At 65.2% G+C, this 19,699-nt stretch carries 17 protein-coding genes; 13 read left to right on the top strand and 4 right to left on the bottom strand.

The annotated features are described in order from the left end of the window. Nucleotides 1–76: 76 nt before the first annotated feature. Entirely contained in the window at nucleotides 77–853 is a 777-nt protein-coding gene (locus tag K1X41_RS06540; RefSeq protein ID WP_132206271.1) for a GntR family transcriptional regulator, read from the bottom strand. 164 nt (nucleotides 854–1,017) lie between these two features. Between K1X41_RS06540 and K1X41_RS06535 the strand changes: the two genes are divergently transcribed. From K1X41_RS06535 to phnE, 4 genes are all read left to right on the top strand, one after another. Continuing rightward, nucleotides 1,018–2,151 carry a TIGR03364 family FAD-dependent oxidoreductase gene (locus K1X41_RS06535; protein ID WP_220175623.1) on the top strand — a complete coding sequence of 378 codons (1,134 nt, stop codon included), beginning with the start codon at nucleotides 1,018–1,020 and terminating at the stop codon, nucleotides 2,149–2,151. Nucleotides 2,152–2,222: 71 nt separating this feature from the next. Beyond that, entirely contained in the window at nucleotides 2,223–3,140 is a 918-nt protein-coding gene (locus K1X41_RS06530; protein ID WP_132206275.1) for a phosphate/phosphite/phosphonate ABC transporter substrate-binding protein, read from the top strand. Next, a complete protein-coding gene (locus K1X41_RS06525) occupies nucleotides 3,140–3,943 on the top strand; it encodes a phosphonate ABC transporter ATP-binding protein (protein WP_132206277.1) in 804 nt (267 codons plus the stop codon). Before K1X41_RS06530 ends, K1X41_RS06525 begins: the two co-directional genes overlap by 1 nt. A 68-nt stretch (nucleotides 3,944–4,011) precedes the next feature. Beyond that, nucleotides 4,012–4,848, top strand: a complete 837-nt coding sequence (gene phnE, locus K1X41_RS06520; protein WP_243642970.1) for a phosphonate ABC transporter, permease protein PhnE — start codon at nucleotides 4,012–4,014, stop codon at nucleotides 4,846–4,848. 85 nt (nucleotides 4,849–4,933) lie between these two features. On the opposite strand, the gene K1X41_RS06515 is transcribed toward phnE, so the two are convergent. Together K1X41_RS06515 and K1X41_RS06510 are read right to left on the bottom strand one after the other, a co-directional pair. Beyond that, a complete protein-coding gene (locus K1X41_RS06515) occupies nucleotides 4,934–5,524 on the bottom strand; it encodes a MarR family winged helix-turn-helix transcriptional regulator (protein ID WP_220175622.1) in 591 nt (196 codons plus the stop codon). Between the two features lie 10 nt (nucleotides 5,525–5,534). Then, a complete protein-coding gene (locus tag K1X41_RS06510) occupies nucleotides 5,535–7,232 on the bottom strand; it encodes a DHA2 family efflux MFS transporter permease subunit (RefSeq protein WP_133617330.1) in 1,698 nt (565 codons plus the stop codon). Between the two features lie 157 nt (nucleotides 7,233–7,389). Between K1X41_RS06510 and K1X41_RS06505 the strand changes: the two genes are divergently transcribed. Genes K1X41_RS06505 through K1X41_RS06495 form a run of 3 tightly spaced genes read left to right on the top strand, consistent with a single transcriptional unit; the run spans nucleotide 7,390 to nucleotide 10,338 of the window. Further along, entirely contained in the window at nucleotides 7,390–8,538 is a 1,149-nt protein-coding gene (locus K1X41_RS06505) for a 5-(carboxyamino)imidazole ribonucleotide synthase (protein WP_133617331.1), read from the top strand. Nucleotides 8,539–8,574: 36 nt separating this feature from the next. Further along, nucleotides 8,575–9,108, top strand: coding sequence for a 5-(carboxyamino)imidazole ribonucleotide mutase (purE, locus tag K1X41_RS06500; protein WP_133617332.1), 534 nt, complete (start codon nucleotides 8,575–8,577; stop codon nucleotides 9,106–9,108). Further along, complete coding sequence (locus K1X41_RS06495) at nucleotides 9,109–10,338, top strand: MFS transporter (RefSeq protein WP_220175621.1); 1,230 nt, start codon at nucleotides 9,109–9,111, stop codon at nucleotides 10,336–10,338. A 26-nt stretch (nucleotides 10,339–10,364) separates the two neighbouring features. Here K1X41_RS06495 and K1X41_RS06490 read toward each other — a convergent pair whose 3' ends face one another. After that, nucleotides 10,365–11,534, bottom strand: coding sequence for a glycosyltransferase (locus K1X41_RS06490; protein ID WP_243736105.1), 1,170 nt, complete (start codon nucleotides 11,532–11,534; stop codon nucleotides 10,365–10,367). A 187-nt stretch (nucleotides 11,535–11,721) separates the two neighbouring features. On the opposite strand from K1X41_RS06490, the gene galE reads away from it, so the two are divergent. The 6 genes from galE (at nucleotide 11,722) to K1X41_RS06460 (ending at nucleotide 19,686) form a co-directional block, all read left to right on the top strand. Continuing rightward, the gene (galE, locus tag K1X41_RS06485) at nucleotides 11,722–12,735 is read left to right on the top strand and encodes a UDP-glucose 4-epimerase GalE (RefSeq protein WP_220175620.1); all 1,014 of its coding nucleotides are present in this window, start codon (nucleotides 11,722–11,724) and stop codon (nucleotides 12,733–12,735) included. Next, a complete protein-coding gene (locus K1X41_RS06480) occupies nucleotides 12,732–14,123 on the top strand; it encodes an LCP family protein (protein WP_133617335.1) in 1,392 nt (463 codons plus the stop codon). Before galE ends, K1X41_RS06480 begins: the two co-directional genes overlap by 4 nt. Nucleotides 14,124–14,128: 5 nt before the next feature. Further along, nucleotides 14,129–15,778, top strand: coding sequence for an LTA synthase family protein (locus K1X41_RS06475; protein ID WP_220175619.1), 1,650 nt, complete (start codon nucleotides 14,129–14,131; stop codon nucleotides 15,776–15,778). A gap of 94 nt (nucleotides 15,779–15,872) precedes the next feature. Continuing rightward, nucleotides 15,873–16,850: a glycosyltransferase gene (locus K1X41_RS06470; protein ID WP_133617337.1), complete on the top strand. Its 978-nt coding sequence runs from the start codon at nucleotides 15,873–15,875 to the stop codon at nucleotides 16,848–16,850. A 57-nt stretch (nucleotides 16,851–16,907) separates the two neighbouring features. Next, nucleotides 16,908–18,788: a sunset domain-containing protein gene (locus K1X41_RS06465; protein ID WP_220175618.1), complete on the top strand. Its 1,881-nt coding sequence runs from the start codon at nucleotides 16,908–16,910 to the stop codon at nucleotides 18,786–18,788. A gap of 31 nt (nucleotides 18,789–18,819) precedes the next feature. Continuing rightward, nucleotides 18,820–19,686 (top strand): glycosyltransferase, encoded by an 867-nt coding sequence (locus K1X41_RS06460; protein ID WP_133617339.1) that lies wholly within the window; start codon nucleotides 18,820–18,822, stop codon nucleotides 19,684–19,686. Nucleotides 19,687–19,699: the final 13 nt, after the last annotated feature.

Here is a 19,699-nt window from a genome sequence, read left to right as displayed (position 1 = left end):
GCGACGCGCGAGGTGTCTGGGGAAGATCGAGCGGGCTGCCACGGGGTGCTCACCTGGCTCCCGGGTGGGCACACCGCTAGTGGGCAGCGGTTGAGGTTGGGGCCGCGGTGACCGCCTGGCGGGTGAGTGGGATGCGGTGTTCGGCACTGTTCTCCACCGCAAAGTTGGTCATCGATGGGAGATAGCGATCGTCAGCGGTCTCGATCACCGCGCCGAACTCGTTCGTCGCGAGGCGGCGGACGCGGAGCAATGGTGAACCTGGCCCGACTCCGAGCTGCTCCACCTCAAGCGGATGCGCGGCGATCGCGTCGATGACGTGACGGGCGCGTACCGGCACGACTCCGGCTGCAGCGAGCGCTTGGTAGATGCTCCCACTGTCGAGGTCAGCTGACAGCAGGTGCCTGCCGATCTCGTAGGGGTACAGCGAACGCTCGAGCATTGCAGGCTTTCCGTCGAGCGTGCGGACGCGAATGATCTCCACGATGGGGGAGTCGGGCGCGAGCTTGAGTTCGTTCGCGATCCGCTCCGTTGCTGGGCGTCGGCTCGCCTCGATGACGCGCTGACCCGGGGTGAAGCCGAGCTCGCGCGCCCACTCAGTAAACGACATGAAGGTATCGAAGGACTGCACGGGTGCTGTGCGTTGTACGCGCGGCGGGGTGCCGCGGCCGCCGACGATCATTCCCTCTGATCTGAGCGCGGCGAGTGCCTGCCGCACCGGGCCACGAGAGGTGCCGAACTCGGCGATGAGTGACTTCTCGCTCGGCACTTTGTCGCCCTGTTGCCAGGCGCCGGTGCGGATGCGGCGGATCATCTCCTCGTACAGCTGCACGTGGAGGGGTGCGGTGGTCGTCATGCGGCCAGACTACAAGTTGTCATGACTACACAACAGCCTCGCCGGTGACTGCTCAGTGAACGGTCGGTGACTATCCAGCGGGCTTTTGGTGGCCTCGATGAACGCTCGGAGAACACCGGCGCAGGAAGTTGTGTTGACTACTTTCGGGGCCGCAAGATCGAGGCATGACATCGCAGACCACCGCCCCCCGCATCGCCATCGTTGGTGCGGGCATCATCGGCCTGGCTCACGCCGTTGCCGCGCTCGACGCGGGATACCGCGTGACCGTGATCGAGCAAGACGCAGCTGCCGTGACGGCAAGCGTGCGCAACTTTGGACACGTCGGAGCCTCGGTGCAAGCAGGTGAACTCGGCGAGCTTGCTCAGGAGAGCCTGCCGATCTGGCTGGGGCTTGCGCAGCGCGCCGGCGTTGTGGCGCGTCGCGCTGGGACGCTCGTCGTTGCACGTTCTGCCGCTGAAACCGCTGTGCTTGAAGAAGTCGTTGCGGAGCGCTCACCCGAGGGCGCAGAGCTACTGCGGGGGAGCGCCGTCGCTGCGCAACTGCAGCTTCGTTCCGGATCGGACGCGGCTGCTGCCATCCGCGCTGGCCTCCTCCTCCCGGCAGACATCACGGCGGATCCGCGCAGTGCCGTCGCGCGCATCGCAGCATGGGTCGCTGGGCACGAGCGCGGTGAGGTCCAGTTCGCAACCACGGTGCATGCTGTCCATACCGGTGTCGTCGAGACAAGCCGCGGCCGGATCGCCGCAGACCACGTCATCGTGGCAGCGGGACACCTCCTCGGGCGGCTCTTCCCCGCGCAGGCTGAGGCAGCTGAGGTGCGCGAGTGTGCGCTTCAGATGGCGCGCGTGCGCGCGCCGCACAGACTCGGACGTGGACCAGCGGTCTTGACCGGAACCTCAATGCTCCGCTACAGCCGCTTCGCGGGTCCTGCGGCGGACGCGCTGCGCGCCGAGCTCACTCGCGAGCGACCTGAACTGGCGGAAATCGAGGCGAATGTCATGTTCACCCAGCAGGAGGACGGCACGCTGCTCGTCGGGGACTCACACGCCGCCCACCTTACGGCTCCGCCGTTCCTTGACGAACGGTGGTCCCAGATCCTGCTCGACGAAGTCGCCGCGCTGCTGGGCGCCCCGCAGCTTGAGGTGCTCGAGCGTTGGCAGGGGCTCTACGCCACGAGCGCCGATGGAGACATTCTGCGCGCCAGCCCTGCTCCGGGCGTCAGCATCGTCACGCTCACGACCGGGGTCGGCATGACCGTCGGCCTTGGTCTTGGCGCACGCACGATCGCGGCGCTCTGACTCGCCCTCAGGCCCGTTCACCCCGCCCACGAACCGCTTCACCCAGCACCACCCACCACTCAAGGAGAATCGTGAAGAAGCACACCGTCCTCGCCGCCACGACGCTGGCAGCACTGACCCTGAGCCTCGCCGCTTGTTCCACCGCTCCAGGCGAAGACTCAGCAGCCGCCGCCGATTCGGTCACGTGCCCCGGCGGCAAAATCCGCTTCGGTATCCTGCCCTACGAGGATCCCGAGCGACTGGAGCCGGCGTATCAGGCGCTTGGAGCCGCGCTGTCGGAAAAACTCGACTGCCCGGTCGAGGTCATTATCACCGAGGACTATGCGGCCGAGGTGCTCGCGATGGAGAACGACTCCCTCGAGATCGCCCAGTTCGGTCCACTCGGCTTCGTGTTCGCGCAGCAGCGCGCCGATGCCACTCCGCTGGCCTCCTTCGGTGACGCTGAGGGAAAGCCGACCACCTACACCGGCGGAATCTGGGTCCCGAAGGACTCAAAAATCCAGTCACTCAAGGACCTCACGGGACACACGCTGGCGCTCGGAAGCCCTGGATCCACCTCCGGTGATGCGCTTCCGATGTCGGCACTCACTGACGCTGGGATCGCTGACACCGTCACCGCCGATTACGCCGGTGGCCACCCGGAGGCGCTGCTTGCGCTCGTGAACGGCACGGTTGACGCGGCGCAGATCAACTCGCAGACACTCGCAACGGCGACTGCCGAGGGCACATTCGATCCGACGCAGTTCCGGCAGGTGTGGGAGTCTGAAGCGATCCCCAACGACCCGATCACGGTGCGCGGCAACCTGCCAGCAGAGTTCCAGGACGCTGTAGCTGACGCGCTGCTCACGCTGAAGACGGAAGACGTTGAGCAGGTCAGTGCATTCCTCGGCGTTGATCCGGCCGGGCCGTTGATCCCCGTGACGGTCGACACCTATCAGCCGCTGTTCGACCTGGCCGAAATCATGGGCCTCACCGAGAAAGACGTGTAATGCACGCCGTCACCGCGCTTCCAAACCCCGAGCCCACCGTGGCTGCCGAGCAACTCGACCCGCGCGGCGAGGTACTCCTTGACGTCCGCGCCATCTCGAAAAGCTTTGGTGATCGTGTGGTGCTGCAAGACATGAGCATGCGGGTGCACGCCGGGGAGGTGGTCGCCTTTCTCGGCGCGAACGGCTCGGGGAAGTCGACCACACTGCGCGCGGTGAACGGACTGATTGAGGCGGACTCCGGCGATATTACGATTGCCGGAGTCCGGCTCCTCGAAGCCAGCGCCGCGCGCAGGGCAGAAGCCAGGCGCTCGGCCGCGACCGTGTTCCAAAAGATCCATCTCGTCCAGCGCCGTTCCGTCTTGCATAACGTGTGTGCTGGGGGCTTTGCGCGCCTCCCAGCCTGGCGCTCACTGCCACCGCTGTTTGGTCGGGAGTTGCAAGCGGAGGCACTGGCCTGTCTCGATCGCGTGGGGCTTGCAGACCGCGCCCATGATCGAGCCGGGAGCCTGTCTGGCGGGCAGCAACAGCGTGTCGCGATCGCGCGGGCGCTGTGCCAGCGACCACGCATGATCCTCGCGGACGAACCTGTCTCGGCACTCGATCCCAAGGCCGCAGACGATGTCATGCAATTGCTGCATGACCTCGCCGCGGACGAAGGGCTCGGGATCGCGGCCGTATTGCACCAACCGCAGCTTGCTCGCGCGTACGCCGATCGCATCATTGGGCTGCGCGGCGGACATCTCGTGTTCGACGCCGCCGTTGGGGAGATTGACGACGCGCTGCTCGCGACCCTCTATCTCTAGCCGTGCGCGGCCTGATCCGGCGCCCACACGGTTCCATGTACCCCGCTTCTCAACTTCGTGAGGACCCCGTGACTGACACTCTCACCCGCACCGATCCGCGCGCGCCTCGCTCGCTTCCCGTGCCGCGCGATCCCAGGGCGCCCTATCGCGCGGGGTCGTGGGCCGTGATCCTTGGCGTGCTCGTTGTGCTCCACCTGCTCGCGTTCCAGGCCACCGACTTCAAGCCTGAGAAGCTCGTGACAGGCGCGACAGGCATGTGGAATTTCCTCTCGGAGGCGATTCCGCCTGACCTGAGCCCGAAGGTCCTGCAGGCGGGCATCGGCGGAGCGCTCACCACGCTCTGGGTTGGCCTGCTGGGCACGACGGTGTCTGTGCCGTTCGCCCTGCTGCTCGCTGTGCTCGCCGCACGGACCACCGCGCCCAACCAGTTTGTCTATCAGGTGGCGCGTGGCATCCTGTCATTTTTCCGCGCAGTGCCGGACATCGTGTTCGCGCTGATCTTCGTCACCGCCGTTGGGCTGGGGCCCTTCGCGGGAGTGCTCGCGCTCATCTGCCACAACACCGGCGTCATGGGCAAGCTGTGGTCGGAGGCGATGGAGGACGTCGATCCCGGCCCGGAGCAGGCACTGCGCACTGCCGGGGCGAGCCGATGGCAGGTGGTCGCGAATGCGACGATCCCGGGAGTACTGCCGCAGCTCACCGGATTGCTGCTCTATCGCTTCGATGTCAACGTGCGGTCGTCCCTCGTCTTGGGGCTCGTAGGCGCTGGCGGCATCGGGTTGCTGATCAACAAGTCGATCAAGACGTTCCAGTTCGACGAGATGCTGACCTACCTGATCATCATCCTCATCGTGATTGTGGCAGTGGACCTCGCCTCCGCCTGGATCCGCAAACGCTTGCAGTAGGGCCGAAGCCCGTCGTCGACTCACGCACACACTGATGGATCCCGGCCAGGTGCTTCGCACACGCGAAACACATGGCCGGGACCCATCAGATGGATGAGGACGCCTGCGGCTCGGGCTCGGGCTCGGCTGAGGCTTCGTCCGTGTGGTCGCGCGTGCACCGGCTCGACGGGAGTCCCGGCGCAACGTGATCAGCCGTCGCGTTGAAGCGGTGGAGCCCAAAGCGCAGCTGCTCCAGCTCAGCTTCGGTCCACCCGATGAACCGCTCATGGTAGGCACCGGCCCATTTGACGCGAATCCCGTCGAGCAGAGTCTGCGCCTTGGTGCTCGCGGTCAATAGCATGACTCGCCGATCCTCGGGAGCTGACTCGGCTTCTACGAGCCCCAGTTCGCGCAACTTCGCGATCTGGCGGCTCACCACGGCCTTGTCCATATCGAGCATCTGGGCAATCCCGGTCGCTGTGAGCGGCCCCTTACGCACGATGATCTGCAACATAATGAGGCCGACCCCGCGGAGCTCAGGGTGCACGTCTTCTGCGTACCGAGTCCAGCGGCTTCTCGCGAAGGCGATGACCTCGGAGAACTCCGAGATGATCTCGCCCACAACGTCACCGCTCTGCCCGGGTGCTCCAGCCAGCGCCTCGGGTGAGGCGCTGGCTGGAGAAGGGTGATCCTGCATGATCTCGAGCCTAGCTCGCGGAGTCCGACGCTGTTGACGGTGACGTCGGCCCTTGGCGGCGAGGGAGCACGATCGGACCGGTCGTGTCAGTCAACACGGTGACAGAACCGGTCGCGGATCCCAGCCCTGCCGGGTCCGCCTCCTCGTTCTTGCGCAACTCGGCGATCTTCTCCGCGTTGCTCTTCGAACTGAGCGGGATGTTCGGCAAGAAGATGATCGCGATGAGGGCGAGGAGTGCAACGGGAGCCGCAGCAAAGAAGATGTTGCCGATGCTGTGACCGTAGGCGGACTCCACCACCAGGCGCACGGGTCCTGGAAGCTCGGATACCTTCGGCAGCACGCCGCTCGCAAGCGATTCGGCTCCCGCGAGATCCTTCGGTGCGAGCTTCGCGAGTCCGTCCGTAATGTAGTTGGTCACCTGGATCGCGAGCATCGCACCCATGGCTGACATACCTGCCGTGCCACCGATCGTGCGGAAGAAGGTGACCGCCGAACTGGCCACACCCATTTGCGTCGGCGAAACCGTGTTTTGAACGACGAGTACGAGGTTCTGCATGGTCATACCGACACCGGCGCCCATGACGAACATGGAGACCCCCACGTACCAGTAGGTCGTGTCGTAACGGAGCTGGCCCATCATGAGCAAGCCGGCGAGGAGGGCAATCGCGCCCGTGACCATGTAGCGCTTCCATTTGCCAGTGCGGGTGATGATCTGCCCAACGATCGTCGAGGAAATCAGCACGCCGCCCATCATCGGGAGCGTCAACAGGCTCGCCTCGATCACGGTGCGACCACGTGCCAGCTGCATGTACTGGCCGAGGAACACGGCGGTGCCGAACATTGCGAGACCGACCGCAACGCTCGCGAGCACGGACAGCGTGAACGTGCGGTTCTTGAACAGCGTGAGCGGGATCAGCGGCTCTTCGACGCGCAGCTCAACAAACACGGCGAGTGCCAGGATGATGAGGCCACCACCGACCATCGCGATGGTCTGCCAGGACCACCAGTCAAAGCTTGAGCCGCCAAGGGTGACCCAGATGAGCAGGCTCGTGAAGCCCGCCGAGATCAGAGCGGCTCCCAGATAGTCGATCTTGATCTTCCGCTTGATCGTTTGGAGGTGCAGCGTGCGCTGCAGCATGATGATCGCGATGATTGCGATTGGGGCGGCGACATAGAAGTTCCAGCGCCAGCCGATCGTGTCAGTGATGAGACCGCCGAGCAGCGGGCCGCCGACAGTTGCCACCGCCATGATCGCACCCATGATGCCCATGTACTTGCCACGCTCGAGGGGGCTGACGACCTCAGCGAGAACGATCTGGCCCAGGGTGCCGAGGCCGCCGGCGCCCAGCCCCTGAAGCACGCGGAAGATGATCAGCGCGGTCGGGTCCTGTGCGGTGCCGGCGAGGGCCGAGCCGAGTGTGAAGACAATCAGGGAAACCTGCAGGAGTACTTTCTTACTCGTGAGGTCGGCCAGTTTGCCCCAGATCGGGGTCGAGATTGCGCTCGCAAGCATGGTGGCGGTGACCACCCAGGTGAATGCGGCCTGTGTGCCCCCGATGTCCGCGATGATAATCGGCATCGAAGTGCCGACAACGTTCATGGCGAGCATAGAAACAAACATGCTGAGGAAGAGGCCGGCGAGCGCGAGGCGCTTGGTGCGGCCGGTGAGAAGCGAGGCGACAGGGGCCTGCTGTTGAGTTGCGGTCATTCGGGGGTGGAGTCCTTCGCGACAGAGTAAGCGCCGGGTCACGGAAGCGGCGGGGTTTAGTTGACAACGATCAACTATACGACGATGGTTGATCGAAGTCAACTAACGCCGGAAGGGTGCGCACACGCCCAGACGCTCGGTACGGCAGAATGGACCCATGGGACTTGAGACCGGCAGCATCCGCATCGGCGTTATCGGCGGCGGGCAGCTTGCCCGCATGATGGTGCCGCCCGCGATTCACCTCGGGCTGCGCATTAGCGTGCTTGCAGAGAACGAGGGATCGAGCGCCGAACGCGCCGCCGACGTCGTGGGGGACTACCGCGATCCCGAGACCGTTTTCGCCTTCGCTGACACTGTCGACGTGGTCACGTTCGACCACGAGCATGTGCCACAGGAGATCCTGCTCGAGCTGGAGCGCCGCGGCGTTGCGGTGCACCCGCGGCCTCGCGCACTGCAGTATGCACAAGACAAGATCCTGATGCGCCAGAAACTCGGCGAGCTTGGCGTGCCGGTCCCGGCCTGGGCTGCTGTGTCGAATGAGGCAGAGTTGCAGGAATTCATCGCGGGCAACGGTGGCCGCGCCGTCGTGAAAACCGCCCGCGGCGGGTACGACGGGAAGGGTGTGCGCGTCGTTGCCGACGCCGCCGAGGTGCGCGATTGGTTTACGGCACTCGACGAGGATGGCCACGGTGGGCAACTGCTCGTTGAAGAACTCGTCGATTTCACCCGTGAGCTTTCGCAGCTCGTCGCCCGTCGTCCCAGCGGGGAGACCCGCACTTGGCCGGTCGTCGAGACGATTCAGCGCGACGGCGTTTGCGCTGAGGTGCTCGCCCCGGCGCCCGTGGCGAACGCGGCGACGCTCGACGAAGCCGCGCGCATCGGCGCCATCGTCGCGGAGGGCGTTGCCGTGACGGGGGTGCTGGCGGTCGAGATGTTCGAAACCCAGGACGGGCGGGTCCTCGTCAATGAGCTCGCGATGCGGCCCCACAACTCCGGCCACTTCTCCATCGAGGGATCTGTGACCAGCCAGTTCGAGCAGCACCTCCGCGCTGTCGCCGATCTGCCGCTGGGAGCGACGGCAATGACTGCGCCCGCAGCAGTGATGATCAACGTGCTTGGAGGCCCGGCCGAAGGGCCCATGCCCGTGCGCTACGCGACTGCACTCGCTGCGCACCCCGCTGCGAAGTTCCATAGCTACGACAAGCAGCCGCGGCCAGGGCGCAAGGTCGGCCACGTGACCGTGACCGGCGACGACCTCGCGGTGGTGCGCGCGGCAGCGCAGGCGGCGGCTGCGGCCTTCAACTAGGCGCGCTGGGCCGCCCGCGCGGTCTACGATTGAGGCATGGCAGAGAGCGCAACGCCCATCGTCGGCGTGATTATGGGATCCGACTCCGACTTCTCCGTGATGGCGGAGGCGGTTCACGTGCTGCGCGACTTCGGGATCCCGCACGAAGTCGAGGTCGTCAGTGCGCACCGCACGCCAGACAAGATGGTGAGCTACGCGCGAGAAGCCGCCGGCCGCGGTCTCCGCGTCATCATCGCAGGCGCGGGTGGCGCCGCGCACCTGCCAGGTATGGTCGCCTCGATGACCACGCTGCCCGTGATCGGAGTTCCCGTTCCCCTCGCCAAGCTTGACGGGATGGATTCACTGCTGTCGATCGTGCAGATGCCGGGCGGGATCCCCGTCGCCACCGTGTCGATCGGCGGCGCGAAGAACGCCGGATTGCTTGCACTGCGCATCCTGGGGGCAGCCGATTCACAGGTCGCAGAACAGCTTGCCGAGTACGCACAGGGGCTCACCGACGCGGTGGAATTGAAGAACGCGGCGCTGCAGGCTCGCGTTGCCGCTGATGCCGAGGCAGACCCGGCCCACTAGATGGCCGCCGCGGAACAGGCTGCGGCGGAGGAAGATCCTCGAGCAGCGCCTGGCAGTCAGCTCTACCGGCGCTCGCTCCTCGCGCTGTTCTGCGCGGGACTCGCGACATTCGCGCAGATGTACTCCCCGCAGGGAGTGCTCCCCGAACTCGCAGCCGATTTTGGTATCGCGGCGAGCACCTCGTCGTGGGCCATCGGCGCAACGACAATCGGTATCGCGCTCGGTGTGCTGCCGTGGGCGCGGGTGTCTGACCACGTGGGACGAGTCGCCGCCATGCGGTCCGCGCTCGGAGCCGCGCTCGTCGTTGGCCTGCTCGCTCCCTTCGCGCCGAACTTTGAGCTGCTCATCGCGGCCCGCTTCGCAGAGGGAATCGCCCTTGCCGGTCTTCCCGCCATTGCGGTCACCGCGATCGCCGAAACCGTGCAGCCGCGTGCGCTCGGCGCCGCGGTCGGCACATACGTCGCGGGCACGACGCTCGGTGGCCTCGTCGGGCGGATCGTTGCCGCCGGGCTTGGCGAACCGTTCGGGTGGCGCTGGGGCATGGCAGCAGTCGCGGTGCTCGCCGGAATTGCCATGATGATCTTCATGGTGAGGATCCCGCGAACGGTGGTGCCCGCGGGTTCCGGGCTCCCGATCCTGCGCGCGACGCTCGCGAATCTGCGCCGGCCCGGTGTCATAGTGCTGGTGGTGCAGGCCTTCTTGCTCATGGGCGGCTTCGTTGCGGTCTACAACTACCTCGCCTTCCGGTTGCAGGACGCGCCGTTCGACCTCTCACTGGCGCAGGTCTCATGGATCTTCCTTGCCTACCTTGCGGGAGCCGTCACGTCACGCACCGTGTGGCGGGTGACTCGAGTGGTGCCGCCCACCGCAGTGCTTCTCGGGTGTATCGCGCTGATGCTCGGCGGACTTGGCCTGACACTTGTGCCGCAGCTGCTCGCTGTGATTGTCGGACTCGTGGTGTTCACCGGCTGCTTCTTCGCGGCGCACACCGTGGCAAGTGGCCTCATCGCCGGCCGAGCCGGGGAGGGGCGCAGTCTCGCTCCGCCGCTCTACAACCTCGGCTACTATGCGGGATCGAGTGTGCTCGGCTGGGTGGGAGGCGTCGCCTACGGCGCAGGTGGCTGGGCAGGTACTGTGGCAGTGGTCGCCGCCGCAGCGTTCCTCGCCGCAATTGTGGCATTCGGATACGCAAAGACCCAGGGCGGCATCTCCGCCACCGATCGCTCGTAGCTCAGAAGTGCAGACCCGCTGCGTGGCTACAGGTTTGCGTGGGTCTCCCAGAGCTGCCAGGCTGCGCCACTCCAGCTGAAGCCGCGGCTGCGATCGCCAGCCATCACCGAGAGCGTTGTACGAGAGTTCGCCTCGCGATACAGCGCGCGGAAGCTGTCCGTGAAGTCAGCCGCCGAGGTCGCAGCGATACCGGCGTCGAGCACGAGCTCACCCGTTGCATCGTGGCCGGCGTGCAGCACGGGTACCGAGGCGCGGAGCGCTGCGATAGTGAGGTACCCGGTGCCGGCGTATGTCTGGGGGAGGAGCAAGAGGGACGCGCCTGAAACAATTGCACCGATGTCTGAGAGCTCAGTTGGGCGAACCACGAACACTCGGCCATGGAGATCTTCGGGAACCTCTTGCAGCGGAGCCTCGGAGCCGGTCTTTTCGCGACTCGCGGGCCCGGGATCGAGACCTTCAAGAAGTACCAGCGGGGGAAGCTGAGCATCGGTCCGCATGGCGTCGTACACCCACTCCAAACGCCCATGCTCGCCGGAGCTCGCAGTGGTGAGGGCGTACTCCGGAGGCAGAGCTAGCTCAGCGCGCCGCTCCGGGGAGCAACTCGTCGCAAGGTACTCCGTCGGCGGTGCAAGCTGCAGCACCTGCACGGGCAGGTCGGAGCCATAATGCTCCTGCAGGATGCGTGCGGTGGCATGCGTCGGTGTCAGCACCACATCAGCCAGCTTCACAGCGCGCCGGGTGAAGGCACGGTAGAGGCGGGCCGATGCGCTTCCCAGCAGGGCCGGTGCCTCCCACGCGAGACTGTGGGTGATGGTCACTGAGGTTTGTGATCCGTCGTCTTCGCCGCGTGCGCGCAGCGGCATCAGCGGGGTGAGCGCGTGCACGAACTCGCCGTCGAGGGGGCGTGCGGTGGCACCGCTTTGCCACGCGAACGGCAGCATGCTCGCGCGCATCGGAAGCTGCTCGGTGCGGATCAGGGGAGAGGTGAACTGCGGGTTGACCGAGCCTCGAGAAACCAGGTAGCGCGCGCTGCAACTGCGAGGAGCGGTTTCTGCGACGGCCGTTGCGAGGTCACGCGCTGCCGCGGCTTGTGCCTCAGCCTCCCAATCGGGGAAAGGATCAGCGATCAGGGTGAGTGTGGCCACGCCCAGTTCCCCCTTCCTGCCGATGGCGGCGTTCGATCTTGATTCCCTCATTCTATGGAGTGCATCGGTGTGAACTAGCGCACATTCCGGAGCGCCGAGCAGGAGTGAGAGTGAATCGTAATATTCGGCGACCGGGCTGTCCGTTGAAATCAACTGATTTCAACGGTTTTGCTCCCTTTTGTGGTTTCCTGCGGGTGGTGTCGGTATCTACTCGGGTCAGCGAAGTACCCTATTGCGTATGCGTGTTTTGTTGACTGGTGGCGCCGGCTATATCGGATCGCACACCGCCCTCGTCCTCCTGGAGCGTGGACATGAGGTGATCGTGCTCGACGACTTCTCCAACAGCAGTCCCGAAGCGGTGCGCCGAGTCGAGGCGTTAAGCGGCGCAACGATTCCGGTTTTCGAGGCCGACCTTGCGGATCGTGCCGCCGCGCGGGCGGCCCTCGCAGGCGCTGAATTCGACGCGGTCATCCATTTCGCCGGCCTCAAATCAGTGGGCGAATCGGTGGCAGAACCGGTGCGGTATTACCGTGTCAATATCGATTCCACCCTGGTGCTCTTGGACTTGATGCGAGAGCGCGGTGTCGCAAACCTCGTGTTCAGTTCCTCCGCAACGGTCTACGGCGACCCTGACACCTCGCCGATTGATGAGCGGCAGCCAGCGGGCGTCGGTCTCACGAACCCGTACGGCTGGTCGAAGTTCATGAATGAGCAGATCATTCGCGATGCTCAGCGTGCCTGGCCCGCGCTCAGCGCGGTGCTGCTGCGGTACTTCAACCCGGTCGGCGCGCACCCCTCAGGACGGATCGGAGAGGACCCTGCGGGGATCCCGAACAATTTGATGCCCTTCATCGCACAGGTGGCGGTCGGGACCCGAGAGCGCCTCAGTGTGTTCGGCGACAGCTACGACACTGTGGACGGCACGGGAGTGCGCGACTACATTCACGTGATGGATTTGGCCGAGGGCCACGTCGCGGCGCTGGAACGGAGCGCGGCTGGCGTGCGCACCTATAACTTGGGCTCTGGCACGGGATCGAGCGTGCTCGACGTGGTGCGCGCCTTCGAAACGGCGGCCGGGCGGCCTGTGCCCTACACGATTGCCCCGCCTCGGCCGGGTGACGTCGCTGAGGTCGTTGCTGATCCGCGCCGTGCCAATGAAGAACTGGAGTGGCGTACGACCCGCACGCTCGCTGAGGCTTGCCGCGACTCGTGGGCCTGGCAGTCGGCGAACCCTGGCGGGTATTCCGAATGAGTCTTGACCTCGAGCGGCCGCTGCGCAACCCTGACCTCGAATCACCTCCGCTCATGACGAAGCGGGCCAGGTGGCTCGTGGTCTTAGGGTTTTTGCTCCCCGGCAGCGCGCAACTGCTGGCAGGAAACCGGAAACTCGGTCGGTTTGGGCTCGGCGCGACAATCCTGCTGATCATTGGCGTGCTCGCTGTGGTCGCCGGGCTGCTGTTCGCCAGAGTCGCGACGCTGTCGTTCTTCACCAACAGCATCGTGTTGCTCGCGCTTCAGATTCTGCTGATCGCGTACGCCGTGCTCTGGCTCGTGCTCGGCTTCAATACGCTGCGGCTCACGCGGCTGCCGAGGACACAGCGGGGCTGGCGCGTGCCGATCGCCATGCTTGCGATCCTCCTCACTGTTGTTCCCGCTTCGGGCGCTGCGTGGGCTGCGAGCACGATCAATGCGGGCCGGGCGCTGCTGAGCGGCCTGTTCAGCGGTGCACCGTCTGTGGAGCCCGTTGATGGCCGCTACAACATTCTGTTGCTCGGCACCGATGCCGGCGCGGATCGCGAGGGCATGCGCCCCGACAGCATCTCACTCGTGAGCATCGATGCGAAGACGGGGCAGTCGACGATCATCGGGATCCCGCGCGAGCTCGAGGGCACTCCATTCCCCGAAGACTCGCCGATGCGCGAGCTCCACCCGAACGGGTTCGGGGTAGCGCCGAACACCTACGGAGACTGGGGCGGCTGCGAGGTTGGCCGCTGCATTTTGAACGGACTGTTCGCCGAGGTCGAGTATTTCTATCCCGAGCTGTACCCCGATGCGGTGTCGAAGGGTTCTTCGCCGGGCATTGAGGCGACGAAGGACGCGGTGACAGGTGCGACGGGGCTGGAAGTGCAGTTCTACGTGCTCGTCAACATGGATGCGTTCGAGAGCCTCATCAATGCGCTCGGCGGCATCACCATTGATGTGAAGGAGCGCTTGCCGATTGGGGGCGATCAGTACGGCAATAACGTCGAAGGATGGATCGAACCCGGACTGCAGGGGATGGATGGCTACACCGCGCAGTGGTACGCCCGCTCACGCTACGGTTCAGCCGCTGGCGACTACGCCCGTATGGAGCGCCAACGCGAGCTGCAAGCAGCGATCCTCGCCCAGATGAACCCGTCAAACGTCTTGCTGCGATTCCAAGATGTCGCCGCCGCTGGCACCGAGCTCGTGGAAACGGACATCCCGGAGTCCATGCTCGGTCGCTTTGTGGACCTCGCATCGAAAGCACGGGAGTTTACGCCTGTCAATGTGGAGCTGGTGCCGCCCGCCGTTGATCCGGAGTACCCGGATTTCGGTGTGATCCAACAGCTGGTGTCTGACGGCGTCGCCGCCGCTTCGCCTGCGGAGCCCGCGGGGTAGCTGGAATGCAGGAAACCACCGGGTCCGTGCACGACACGGGGCACCCGAACCTTGGCGTGGCTGCGGAGTTGGTCCCGGAGGAGATCGGGCTCGACTCCGCAGATTCGAACGCCACGCCCCAGCGTCCGCGGGCAAGGTATTCGCGGATCTGGGCGAGTGCGTTCTGGAGCCTGATCGGGATCGGTGCTGTGTGCGCCGGGATTGCGCTCTGGGTGCGGCGGACATTCGGCGTCATTTCGATTGACCAGTTGCTCTCAAATCTGCCAGGCGGCGGAGGCGAGGGCGCTGGCGGTTCGGGCATCGTGGTGACCGCGGTGGTGACCGGAATCGTGATTCCCATCGCCGTTGTCCTTGTGCTCGCCTTTCTGGTGTCGCGCTCGCTCAGAAGCCTGCGCGAGGCGGGGATCCTCCGCAACTCGCGCGAGCGACTCAGACGCCTCGTCGCAATCGTGCTCGCCGTGGTGGTGCCGGTGACCGGTGCGGGGTTCCTCGGCGCCACGATTGGCGTTCGTGACTATGTGTCTGCGCTCGCTCGCGAGGCGGCGACGGGCACGAACCTCGGTGACTACTACGTTGCACCAGAGGTGCCAGCCGAGACAAGCGGGGGCACCCGTGGTGTCGCGCCCAAGAACTTGATCCTGATCTATCTCGAATCGATCGAGGACGCCTTCGCAGACGATGACCTGTTCGAAAAGAACATGCTCGCGCCCGTGCAGGAAGCGACTATCGGCTGGGACACGATTCCGCGGCTGTCGCAGTACGAGGGTGGTGGGTGGACCATGTCGGGGATCGTGAGCACGCAGTGCGGAATCCCGCTGCGCACGGCGAGTGCAATAGGTGACGCAACTGAGCTCAACGACTTGGGGGCTGGCTCTCCGGTCGCGAGCTACCTGCCCGGCGCAACGTGTCTCGGCGACGTGCTTGCAGGCGCCGGCTACGAGAGTGTGTTTCTCGGTGGTGCCGACGCGAGCTTCGCTGGCAAGGGAGCTTTCCTCACCAGTCACGGCACCGACGAGATCCACGACCTGCAGTACTGGCAAGAGCTCGATGAACAGGAGTTCCGGCCCGATTGGGGCCTCTCGGATCGTCGCCTTTTCGAGCGTGCGAAGGACACCGTCGTGGCACTGCATGACAGCGGGGACCCCTTTGCGCTGACGATGCTCACCCTCGATACCCACGAGGGGCCAATGGTCTACGAGTACTGCGAATGGGACACTGAAACCGCAATGACCTCGATCACCCTCTGCTCGATGACGCAGGTTGCGAGCTTCGTCGATTTCCTCGGGGCAGAGGGAATCTTAGACGATACGGTGGTGATGCTCACCGGAGATCACCAGAAGATGATTGCGGAGGGCGGCAGCTTCTGGGAGGAACTCAACGGTGCCGAAGGGCGCACCATCTTTAACCGAATCTGGAGTCCCGACGGCGTTGCCATCAAGGAGCCGGACATCGATCAATTCAGCGTGTACCCCACTCTGCTTGAACTGCTCGGGTTTGAGCTTCAAGATCACCGGGCGGGGATCGGCGTCTCTGCGCTGGCATCCGATGATGAGGTGCCCGTCGGAACGATCCGTGACCTGAGTGACACTGAGTACCGAGATCTTGCCCGATCCCGCTCGGTCGATTTCTACCACAAGCTGTGGGGAGACCGGTGAGCGGGCGGACAGCGCTCAGGCTGAACGGTTCGGTGTCAGCGGTACCGCCTAGACTGGGCGAGGCCCATTCGGGGTATGAAAGGGGTGTGAACGCATGCGCGTGACCGCCGTACTGGTTGCTTACAACCGGCGGGAGCTGCTGCGGGAATCGCTCGAGGCGCTTGCCGCTCAAAGCCGACCCGTCGATCGCCTCGTCGTGGTCGACAATGCCTCTGATGATGACTCGGCCGCGGTCGCCGCCGAGCTGCTCGAACACTGGGGTGAGCGAGGTCGCCTGATCCAGCTCACCGAGAACACCGGGGGAGCCGGTGGCTTCGCGACCGGAATCGCTGCCGCGGTGGCCGAGGAGTGTATCGACTGGGTGTGGGTCATGGACGACGACACAGTGCCTGGCACTGACGCGCTCGCTGGTGCGCTCGATGCACACGCCAAGTACCGCGAAACAGGGCAGGATGACCTCGCCGTGATGGGATCACGTGTCGTGTGGACTGACGGCGAAGACCACCCCATGAACACCCCCAAGGCGAAGATCCGTGCCGGCGCAACGGAGCGCGAGCGCGCTGCCGCGGCCGGAGGCATGGAGATCCGGTCCATATCGTTCGTGTCCGCGTTCCTGCGCGCCGACCGAGTGCGCGACCTCGGGCTGCCCATTGCCGACTACTTCCTCTGGAACGACGACTTCGAGTACTCCGCGCGGTTGCTGCGCGGAGCACGGGGGATCTATGTGCCGGGCTCGGTTGTCACCCACAAGACCGCGAAGCGCGGTTCGAGCGACCAAGATCCCGGTCCGCGGTTCTTCTTTGAGGTCCGCAATAAGCTCTGGGTGTTCCGCGAAAGTCCTGCGCTCTCCGGCTGGGAGAAGTTGCTGTACTCGGCCGCGACGGCGAGACGCTGGTTCCGCACCTTCCGGGCCTCGTCAGATCGTGCGCAACTGCGTGACTGTCTGCGGCGCGGGTGGCGTGATGGCTGGCGCACGAAGCCGCGCCCCACACGCCAGGTCCTCCGTGACACCGGAGTCCCCGTCGATGTGATGGTCGCCGTGGACCGGCTTTCGAAGCTCGAAGAACGGTAGGGATGCGCGTCGAATGTTCGCTAAGCTGACCACATTTGTGTCAGTAGGGAGTGTTCGATGAAGAAGACCTGTGGAGCGCTGCTGGTCGCTGCGCTCGTGTGCAGCGGCGCGGGAGCCGGGATTGCTCCGGCGACGGCAGCGTACGCGCTGGAGAGCTCGAGCGACGCCGGTGCTCAGGCGATCGTGCTGACCGCTCCCAACGTGCCAGCAGGCGATCCCAGAGGCGGCGTTGAGGCAACCAACGGCGAGGAGCCCGAACTCGTCACGCAACCGGACGCAGGCGATGAGCAGGGGCACGACGAAGCGCCCAGCCCCGTCGCGGATCCGGACCCCAGTGAGACGGAGGAAGCCGGAGCGGAATCTGGTGATCCTGGTTCGGTCGGCGAGGTCGAGGCTCCCAGTGAGATTCCGGAAATTGCGGCCCCGACCGCGCTCCCCACAATCCTGGGCGGAGGGGCGGCGGTCGGACGAGCCGTCACAGCGACCACGGGGGAGTGGCCAGAAGCTGATCTCGTGTTCTCGTTCCAATGGCAACTTGACGGTGTGGACATCATGGGCGCCACGCAGGCCAGCTTCACGCCCGTTCCGGCGCAGGCTGGAAAGCTCCTCTCCGTTGTCGTGACCGCGAACCGAGACGGGGCTGCACCACGATCCGTGAGCACGCTCTCGCTCACCGTGAGCACTGGTACGCTCACCGCGGGAATCGTGACTGTGAGCGGCGCCACCCGAGTGGGGCAGACCCTGCAGGCGAAGCCGGGAAGCTGGGCTCCGCACGGCCTTCGCTTCAGTTACCAGTGGAAACGTAACGGCGTGGCCATTGCCGGTGCGACCGGTGAGAAATATCTGCTGAGTGCACAGGACCAGGGGCGTCGGGTGACGGCCACGATCACCGGCGCACTCCCGGGATACGCTTCGCGCTCAGTCACGTCGGTATCGACGGCTGTGATTGGTGCCGGAACGCTGAGCGCAGCGGTGCCGACGATTTCGGGCACTGCCACTGTTGGCCAGAGACTCAGCGTGCGCACCACGGCGTGGCAGCCGAACGGAGTGAAGCTCACCTACCAGTGGAAGCGGGACGGCGCGACGATTGCGCGGGCGACAGGCGCGACCTACACGCTCGCGAGCGCGGATGCTGGTAAGCGCATCACGGTGACAGTGACCGGTTCGCTCGCCGGCTATGTGAACACGACGAAGACCTCGAAGGCCACGGCACAGGTCTCGCGGGTCATTTCTGCAGCTCCCACTCCAAATATCACCGGAACGGTGCGCGTGGGTGGCGCAGTCACCGCCCAAACGGGAACCTGGAAGCCTGCTGGCGTGAAGCTCCGGTATCAGTGGCTCCGCAACGGCGCGGTGATCACGGGTGCCACGAAAGCGAAGTACACGCCCAGCAGAGCTGACGCCGGCAAGAAACTCAGCGTCAAGGTGACCGGCTCCAAATCGGGCTATCAGACCGTGAGCCAAACCTCGGGAGCGAAGACTGTCCCGCTGGTGCTCTCCGCGGCGAAACCCAAGGTTTCTGGGCGCGCCCTGGTGGGTACACAGCTCACGGTTTCCAGGGGATCCTGGACCGCGGGAACCTCGTTCCGTTATCAGTGGTACCGCAACGGGGTGGCGCTGCCGGGGAAAACCGGATCGAGCTATCGCGTGACAAGCGCTGATCTGGGGAGCTTCTTCGCGGTGAAAGTGACCGGCACGAAGTCCGGCTACTCGAGTGAAAGCCGTACTTCGGCCACCACTGCCGTGGTGCGATACCCGAGCTCAACCCGACCGGTATCGCTCTGGAACTGCCCAACGTGGGCGCCGATCAAAGGCAACGCCAGCTCGATGATTTACCACATGCCGTGGGGTGCATATTACAGTCGGACGATCCCGGAAGCGTGCTTCACGACCGAGGCCGCGGCGCGGCAGGCCGGCTACCGAGCGTCAAAACGCTAGCAGGAGGAGTGGGCGGCTAGGCTGGGGGATCATGCGGAACACTCCTAGCACTGCCGGCCCCACCGAAGAGTTTTCCCTCCTGCTGCCCGTCTACGCTGGGGATAACGCCAGCTTTGTGCGGCTCGCATTTGAGAGTTCGGTCGATCAGCAGACGCTGCGACCTGCCGAGGCCGTGATTGTGCAAGACGGCCCGGTGCCCGAGGAATTGGAGCGCGAGCTGGCGCGGATCGAGACCGCAAGCCCGATCCCGGTCAAGCGAGTGCAGCTCGCCCAGAATGTCGGTCTCACTGAGGCCTTGAACCGTGGGCTTGACGCGTGCGCCTACGCGGTTGTGGCCCGAATGGACGCGGATGACGTGTCGGTGCCGGACCGGTTCGAACGCCAGTGGGCACTCATTGACCAGGGCTATGACCTGGTCGGCACGGGGATGGCCGAGTTCGAGTCTGACCCTGCCGTTGCCGCGGCGGTGCGCATTCCGCCGGTCGGCGCGGTGCGGATCCGGGATCACGCGCGCACACACAATCCGTTCAACCACCCCACGATGATGTACCGCGTCGCCGCGCTCGATCGCGTTGGGCGGTACCAGCCCTTCGGCAAAATGGAAGACTACTGGCTCGGGATCCGGCTCATTGACTCCGGGGCGCGAGTGGAAAATATTCCGGAGCCGTTGCTGCGGTATCGGGTCGGAGCTGGCGCTTTCGCACGGCGTGGGGGCTGGGCTGAGGCACGCACTGAGTGGCGCCTGCAGGGCGAGCTGCGCCGCATGGGCTTCATCACGCGCGGGGAGTACCTGCGCAATGTCGTAATGAAGGGCGCGTACCGGCTGCTCCCGGCAAGGGTGAAGCGTGTGCTGTTTCGCGGGCTCGTGAGCGGAGGCCTCCCGGGCGATCGCGGGTAGACGCTCGCTACTC

Source organism: Leucobacter luti, from assembly GCF_019464495.1.
Taxonomy (GTDB): Bacteria; Actinomycetota; Actinomycetes; order Actinomycetales; family Microbacteriaceae; genus Leucobacter; species Leucobacter luti_A.
Note: the sequence above shows the minus strand (reverse complement) of the source record. Positions and strands in the feature narration are given on the sequence as shown.

Coding starts and splice junctions, on each gene's coding strand:
- K1X41_RS06515 (WP_220175622.1), bottom strand. CDS start 5,524: ATGCAGGATCACCCTTCTCCAGCCAGCGCCTCACCCGAGGCGCTGGCT.
- K1X41_RS06470 (WP_133617337.1), top strand. CDS start 15,873: ATGCGCGTGACCGCCGTACTGGTTGCTTACAACCGGCGGGAGCTGCTG.
- K1X41_RS06480 (WP_133617335.1), top strand. CDS start 12,732: ATGAGTCTTGACCTCGAGCGGCCGCTGCGCAACCCTGACCTCGAATCA.
- K1X41_RS06525 (WP_132206277.1), top strand. CDS start 3,140: ATGCACGCCGTCACCGCGCTTCCAAACCCCGAGCCCACCGTGGCTGCC.
- K1X41_RS06505 (WP_133617331.1), top strand. CDS start 7,390: ATGGGACTTGAGACCGGCAGCATCCGCATCGGCGTTATCGGCGGCGGG.
- K1X41_RS06535 (WP_220175623.1), top strand. CDS start 1,018: ATGACATCGCAGACCACCGCCCCCCGCATCGCCATCGTTGGTGCGGGC.
- K1X41_RS06460 (WP_133617339.1), top strand. CDS start 18,820: ATGCGGAACACTCCTAGCACTGCCGGCCCCACCGAAGAGTTTTCCCTC.
- K1X41_RS06510 (WP_133617330.1), bottom strand. CDS start 7,232: ATGACCGCAACTCAACAGCAGGCCCCTGTCGCCTCGCTTCTCACCGGC.
- K1X41_RS06490 (WP_243736105.1), bottom strand. CDS start 11,534: ATGAGGGAATCAAGATCGAACGCCGCCATCGGCAGGAAGGGGGAACTG.
- K1X41_RS06465 (WP_220175618.1), top strand. CDS start 16,908: ATGAAGAAGACCTGTGGAGCGCTGCTGGTCGCTGCGCTCGTGTGCAGC.
- galE (WP_220175620.1), top strand. CDS start 11,722: ATGCGTGTTTTGTTGACTGGTGGCGCCGGCTATATCGGATCGCACACC.
- K1X41_RS06475 (WP_220175619.1), top strand. CDS start 14,129: ATGCAGGAAACCACCGGGTCCGTGCACGACACGGGGCACCCGAACCTT.
- K1X41_RS06540 (WP_132206271.1), bottom strand. CDS start 853: ATGACGACCACCGCACCCCTCCACGTGCAGCTGTACGAGGAGATGATC.
- purE (WP_133617332.1), top strand. CDS start 8,575: ATGGCAGAGAGCGCAACGCCCATCGTCGGCGTGATTATGGGATCCGAC.
- K1X41_RS06495 (WP_220175621.1), top strand. CDS start 9,109: ATGGCCGCCGCGGAACAGGCTGCGGCGGAGGAAGATCCTCGAGCAGCG.